5 protein-coding genes are annotated in these 5,125 nt (G+C 55.1%); 2 read left to right on the plus strand and 3 right to left on the minus strand.

Annotated features, from left to right (window positions below; all coding sequences use genetic code 11):
* Positions 1-29: 29 nt before the first annotated feature.
* The 3 genes from NW818_RS09245 to NW818_RS09255 all read right to left on the minus strand — a co-directional run bounded on the left by NW818_RS09245 (position 30) and on the right by NW818_RS09255 (position 2,844).
* On the minus strand, positions 30-236 hold the full coding sequence (locus NW818_RS09245; RefSeq protein WP_238376795.1) for a hypothetical protein: 207 nt from the start codon (positions 234-236) through the stop codon (positions 30-32).
* Between the two features lie 341 nt (positions 237-577).
* Positions 578-1,384 (minus strand): PPC domain-containing protein, encoded by an 807-nt coding sequence (locus tag NW818_RS09250; protein ID WP_414329052.1) that lies wholly within the window; start codon positions 1,382-1,384, stop codon positions 578-580.
* A 167-nt stretch (positions 1,385-1,551) separates the two neighbouring features.
* Complete coding sequence (locus NW818_RS09255; protein WP_369791756.1) at positions 1,552-2,844, minus strand: aminotransferase class I/II-fold pyridoxal phosphate-dependent enzyme; 1,293 nt, start codon at positions 2,842-2,844, stop codon at positions 1,552-1,554.
* Positions 2,845-3,723: 879 nt separating this feature from the next.
* Between NW818_RS09255 and hpf the strand changes: the two genes are divergently transcribed.
* Both hpf and NW818_RS09265 read left to right on the plus strand, forming a co-directional pair.
* The gene (gene hpf, locus NW818_RS09260; protein WP_011434101.1) at positions 3,724-4,296 is read left to right on the plus strand and encodes a ribosome hibernation-promoting factor, HPF/YfiA family; all 573 of its coding nucleotides are present in this window, start codon (positions 3,724-3,726) and stop codon (positions 4,294-4,296) included.
* 12 nt (positions 4,297-4,308) lie between these two features.
* Positions 4,309-5,049, plus strand: a complete 741-nt coding sequence (locus tag NW818_RS09265) for an urease accessory protein UreF (RefSeq protein WP_148202769.1) — start codon at positions 4,309-4,311, stop codon at positions 5,047-5,049.
* The last annotated feature ends 76 nt before the right edge of the window (positions 5,050-5,125 follow it).

Below are 5,125 nucleotides of genomic sequence, written 5' to 3' on the forward strand. Positions count from 1 at the left end.
TCCTAACATAAGATCAACACGACCTAGGTTTAATCCACGAGGATATCGCGAATCAAGGGCAAGCGAATGCTGATGTAGCGATTGAGAATTGAGGCATCGACACTGCTGAGGGCGTGTTTTTTCTGACAGGCGCTCAGAAGCAGGTTCACCAAGTCATCGTCACGCTTTGTGAGCCAATCTGGCCTGCCAATCTCGCTGACCAAAGACCAAAACTGGCGTACCATTTCAGGAGTCATGGCATCCATTTTGTGGAGATAGGGGCTGAACTGCAAAAGAATGGTCTAGGCCATCGATTCGATTCTAGAAAAAAGACCTCATCCCCGAGGACAATATTTCAGCTCCGTCACAACTTAGGATAAGATGTTATGCTTTCCCACAAAGCTCAGCAAGCAGTGCCCCTTCTGGCTTTGTGAGGATCTTAGGAAGGTAAACTGGCAACTCCTGACATATATCATGACATATATCAACATTAGGCGTTAAAAAACGATGATTCCTGTCAAAATCTCGACATCAGCATCAGAAGGTTCACAAGCCCCCTTATCCAAGCTGTAAGACAGGGAATCTGGGCGAGCAGGGACTAGCGCAAGGCGTACTGTAACCTATAGGCTCCTTCTTCTCGTGGCTTATGGGTGTTGGCCCGCAGGGTATAAGTGCCGGTGCGGGGCAGAAAGGCAATCATCAGAGCATCGGTTCCACCCCCTTGGTCATCATCCCAAGCCCTGACTTCTCCACTGGGATCCAGCAGCTGCAAAAAGGCATCGAAATCGGAGCTGGTCATGGAAGCGATCAGGATCTGGCCGGCGCGGGCGGCAATGGGATATTCGTCCATCCAACTGCCATCCTCAGGATGCTGAAGGGATCCCTCCTGCAGACGGCCCGATAGGCTTTCCTGCCAATCTACCTGGGTGAGGATATAGGTGAGCCGGTAGTTGCCGGTGGATTCCGGCTCAAAGCTGGTGGCCCGCAGGGTATAGGTGCCTCCCTCCGGCAGACGCACTGCCAACAGGGCATTCACATCCAGGCCAGAGTCATCGTCAAAGCCAATCACCCGCCCTTGGCCGTCCACCAGCTCCAGATAAGCATCAAAATCTTCGCTCTCTAGGGCCGCAATTAAAATCTGCCCCGGCTCAGCGGTGACGGGGATCCCATCCCAAAAGCTGCCGTACTGGCGGCTGACTTGATCTCCCACCTCCAGCGCTCCCGTCACGGTTTGGCTGCCTCTCCACAGAGCAGAACGGGTCAGCGCAGATCCCACCGGCAAGCCTCTCTCTCCCACCCGATCCAGCAGCCGACAGCCGCCGGCCAACCCCAATGCCACCAGAGCCAGAGTCAAACGGGATCCCCAACGGCGAGGAGATGCGCAAGAACGATACCAGCTCAACATCGGAAGGGATCCCTTTCTAAAGAATGGCAACTGTAGACTGATCCTACCCCCTGATTGATTGAGCGAAAAGTTGGTCAGAGACGACAACTTCTGCCAACTTCGTGCTGAGTTTTGAGGTTGTTGGCTTGCCCCTTCCTTGCTGTTTCAGCCGAGAGCAAACTGTTGGCCTACAGGGTTTCCCAAGCTTGCAAGACGGCTTCTAGGGCCAGCCGCCCATGGTAGAGATGGGTTCCCCCCTGCAAGTAGACGGTGTAGGGATCCCGCATCGGCCCATCGGCAGAGAGTTCTGCACTGCTCCCGGCAATAAAGGTGCCTGCTGCCATCACCACCGGGTCTGCATAACCGGGCATCACCTCCGGAACTGGGGTGAGGTAGGAATCCACAGGAGAACTGTTTTGAATGGCGTGGCAAAAGGCCTGCAGCTTTTGCGGGGATCCCAATTGAATGGCCTGGATGATATCGGTGCGAGGAGCTTGAGGCAGAGGCGAGACCGGGTAGCCCAAATCAGAAAACACCTGCGCCGCCAGATGGGCGATCTTCACCGCTTCGGCCACCATCTGCGGGGCCAAGAACAAGCCTTGAAACAGAAGGCGGTTGAGATCTAGAGTTGCCCCCCCCTCCGAACCAATGCCCGGAGCCGTTAACCGACAAGCGGCTTGCTCCACCAGCTCTGCCCGCCCGGCCACATAGCCCCCTGCGGGAACGAGGGTGCCCCCCGGATTTTTGATCAGGGATCCGGCAATCAGATCTGCGCCCACATGGGTTGGCTCCTGGGTTTCCACAAATTCGCCGTAGCAATTGTCCACAAAAACCACAACTTCGGGGTTTTGCGCTTTGACCATTTGGATCATCTCGGCAATCTGGGCAATGGAAAAGCTGGGCCGCCAATCGTAGCCACAGGACCGCTGAATGTGAACCAAGCGGGTTTGCGGTCTGAGGGCGGTTTTCAGGGCCTGCCAATCGACAGTTCCCTCCCGCAAATCCAACTGGCGGTAACCGATGCCAAACTCCCGTAGGGATCCCCGCCCGGAACCCCGCAGACCGATGACCTCTTCAAGGGTGTCGTAAGGGGGGCCGGTAATCGCCAGCAGCTCATCCCCCGGACGCAGCACCCCAAACAAAGCACAGGCGATGGCATGGGTACCAGACACCATCTGCAGCCGCACCACTGCTGCCTCACAGCCCATAATCTGGGCAAACACCCGATCCAAAACCTGCCGCCCCTGGTCGTCGTGGCCATACCCCGACACCCCGGCAAAGTGATGGGATCCCACCCGCTGGTCGCGAAAGGCCCGCAGCACCCGCGCCAGGTTCTCTCTGAGGGTCTTCTCCACCGCCTGAAACTGCTCCTGTAGAGCCTCTTCTGCTCTGTCTAAAAGCTCTGCCGCCTTCAACGGGATCCCTCCGCCCACCCAGTCTGCCCCACCTTTTGCACACCAAGCTGGTTTCGAGGGTAGCATTTCAGCCACCCCGGAAAGAGTTGGCCTTCTCCCCACCGCTCCTCAAGGTGACTGCAGCGGCAGAACCGAGTTCCAAGTTCTTATGTACTTATGTAGCTCTCCGATAGAAACCTTACAGCATGGAACAGTGAACAACAGGCTTGTCAAAGCTAATACCGACAACAACACCATCTCTCAAGTCGAAAGCCTCATATTGATAAAAAATCGATAAAAAACTTAATTTATATCAATATCCCTTCATTTTTGCTGTCAATGGCTATCCAATCAAGATGCTGCTAGGCTGTAGGATAATACCAACATACCCTGGAGGAAAGCTGAAGCATCTGGATTGCCGAGCTTATGGGCAATACGGCCCACCTTCAGTCTCTCAAAAACAGGTCAGAGTTAGAGACATTGTTTAACCAACTCAAAATCCAGCTCAGGAAGATTTTTAGCAGGCTAGATCTGTCTATGGGTTTGATGATAGATTTGGCTTTTGACTGGGGAACTTGCAACTTAAACTCTAAAAAACCTTTCCCAAAGACACTCAACACAGCCAATAGAAGTGCATGTCTTGCAGGGCGGGGATCCCGCTTCTCTACAGAGCTCCTGCGATTCGGGAAAATCTGGAATTCAACATCTCTGAAACATTAAGAGAGCCTAAATTTATTCTTAACCTCTGGCAGAGATCCTTGAGCGAGATGTTAACCTAGACTTAACCCAAGAGGTTAGTGCCACTCCCAAAGCCGATCTGCTCACCCTTGATGACAGGGCTCCATTTTTGCCAATTAAAGGGCTGACGTCGCCTGTGAGCTGGGATCGCTTTCCAGAGTTAGAGGGATCCCGGGTGGGGATGAGGCGCTATCTCAGGTATAAACCGACATGACTGGGAGAGTCCTCATGACTAAGCTTGTGATCCAAGGGAAAAACGTCGAGATTACCGACGCCATCCGCAGCTACGTTCAAGAAAAAATTGAGCGTGCTGTCAGTCATTTTGCCCAGATCACCAGTGAGGTTGATGTCAATCTATCGGTAGCCCGCAACCCCCGTATCAGTGCCAGCCAATCTGCCGAAGTGACCGTCTACGCCAATGGCACCGTGATCCGGGCGGAAGAAAGCAGCGAAAACCTCTATGCCAGCATCGACCGTGTGGCCGACAAGCTGGCCCGCAAGTTGCGCAAATACAAAGAACGGAACGGCATTCACCGCGTCCGCCACACCCCCAAAACCTCCGTGGCAGTGGCCCAGCAGCCCGTCACCGATCCGCTAAATACGGAACGGCAAGCGGAGTTACCCGCAGAGGTGGTGCGCACCAAGTACTTCGCCATGCCACCCATGACGGTTCAGGAAGCGTTGCACCAGTTGGAGCTGGTGGATCACGACTTCTACGTTTTCCGCAATATCGAAAATGGCGAGATCAACGTTATCTACGTCCGCAACCATGGCGGCTATGGCCTGATCCGCCCCCGCTAAGGCTTGGTGAAGATGCGTGGTGAGCTCTCCTCCCAACTTACTTCTCCAGGATCCAGCGGCACTTTCTATCTGTTGCTACAGCTCACCGATTCTGCCCTGCCGATTGGGGCTTATTCCCACTCCTGGGGCTTGGAAGCTGCCGTTCAAGCGGGTCAACTTCGCGATCGGGCTGGGGTGCAGCAGTACCTGTTGGGGGTTTTGCACATGGGCTTAGCCCCCACCGAGGGCAGAGCCTGTGCCTTGGCCCATCGTCTATCCCGATTAGGATCCGAGTCGGGAGTGGAGAAGCTGCAGCAACAGCTGCAAGCAACCCGTTGGGCGGCAGAGCCGCGCCAAGCCAGCCTAGATTTGGGGAAACGCCTAGCTCAACTGGCAGAACGCACCTGGGGAATCTCTGTCCCCAAGGCAGAGGGGGATCCACTGCATCATTCCGTGGTGTTTGGCTGGATCTGCGCTCAGGCGGGCATTGGGTTGGAAGATACCCTGCGTGCCTTCTTGTTCTCCTCCCTCACTGGGCTGGTCTCGGCGGCAGTGCGCTTGGTGCCTTTGGGGCATACCGAGGGGCAAAGCCTATTGGCTCAGTTGTACGAGCCCATCGAGGCAGTGGTACACCAAGAGATCCTGCCGGTTGTGAAGCGGGCCGAAAGGCCAAACCTCTCCCCCAGCTGGCCGGCTTTGGGCAGCTTCACCCTCCTACAAGAACGCGATTGTCAAGTCCACCAACAGCTCTATTCCCGCCTTTTTCAATCTTGAAAGCCGTCAACCCTCACCCCTAAACCCTTCTCCCAGAGGGAGAGGGGAGTTCAGCTAGAAATCGCAGGAGCCCCGC

The sequence above is a fragment of the Synechococcus sp. R6-5 genome, assembly GCF_047461775.1.
Classification (GTDB): Bacteria; Cyanobacteriota; Cyanobacteriia; order Thermostichales; family Thermostichaceae; genus Thermostichus.